The organism is Seonamhaeicola marinus, from assembly GCF_008085455.1.
Genome location: NZ_VSDQ01000424.1, coordinates 1 through 785 on the forward strand (window position 1 = coordinate 1; position 785 = coordinate 785).

The following is a 785-nucleotide window of genomic DNA, read 5'->3' on the forward strand; positions in this document are numbered from 1 at the left end:
AAATAGTTTTTTCAATATTGTTTTTTAGGGTATCAATTTGGTTAGCAAAATCAAATTTCACTAAGTTTAAATTGTTGGTAATTGGGTGATTAGGATTGCCAGATGCTAGTGGCGCATAAGGCCATTTTAAGCGCATAAGTCTGGTGTCATTATCATTACCTGTGGCTAACATAATAGGGGCAGAGTAGAGGTCTGCAATAATGCTTGGGTTAATTCTAACACCGTATTTAAAAAAGAAATCGGTTAAGTTTAAATCTCTTGCTACGGCATAGTTTTTACCAGCATCATTGTATAAACTATCTTTTTCAATAGCAACAGCATCAATAAGCCATAAGCTTTTACCTCCGTTCATGGTAAATTGGTCTAAAATCAATTTTTCTTCTTCGGTAAATGCTTCGGTAGGTTTAGCCGAAATAATCAAATCGAAAGTATTTAAATCATCACCTGTTTTTTGAGCATTTGTAGCTACGCTATCTAAAGTAAAAGGCGCTATGTAATAATAGTCTTTTAATTTTTTTATAAAGCTAGCAATATTGGCATCGTTTAGTTGGTTGTTGCCTTTTAAAATGGCAATTTTTTTACGTTTAGGGTTAACTAATTTGCTAAAACCATCGGCAAAGGCATATTCTAAATGCTGAACAGAGTTTGAAACCAGTTCTTGTTGGTTGGCTCCAATTTTGTTTTTAACTAGCGGAATAGCCACCGTTTGCTCATTAAAACTAGCCAAAGCCCAAGGGAAAATAATGGCTTGTGATGCTTTGCCGCTTTCGGTTACACTAAGCTGC

At 34.9% G+C, this 785-nt stretch carries 1 protein-coding gene; it reads right to left on the bottom strand.

The genetic code is table 11. From position 1 onward, the window contains the following. Positions 1 to 785, bottom strand: a 785-nt coding sequence (locus FUA24_RS07490) for a Gldg family protein (RefSeq protein WP_187388207.1), incomplete at both ends; no start/stop codon positions are given.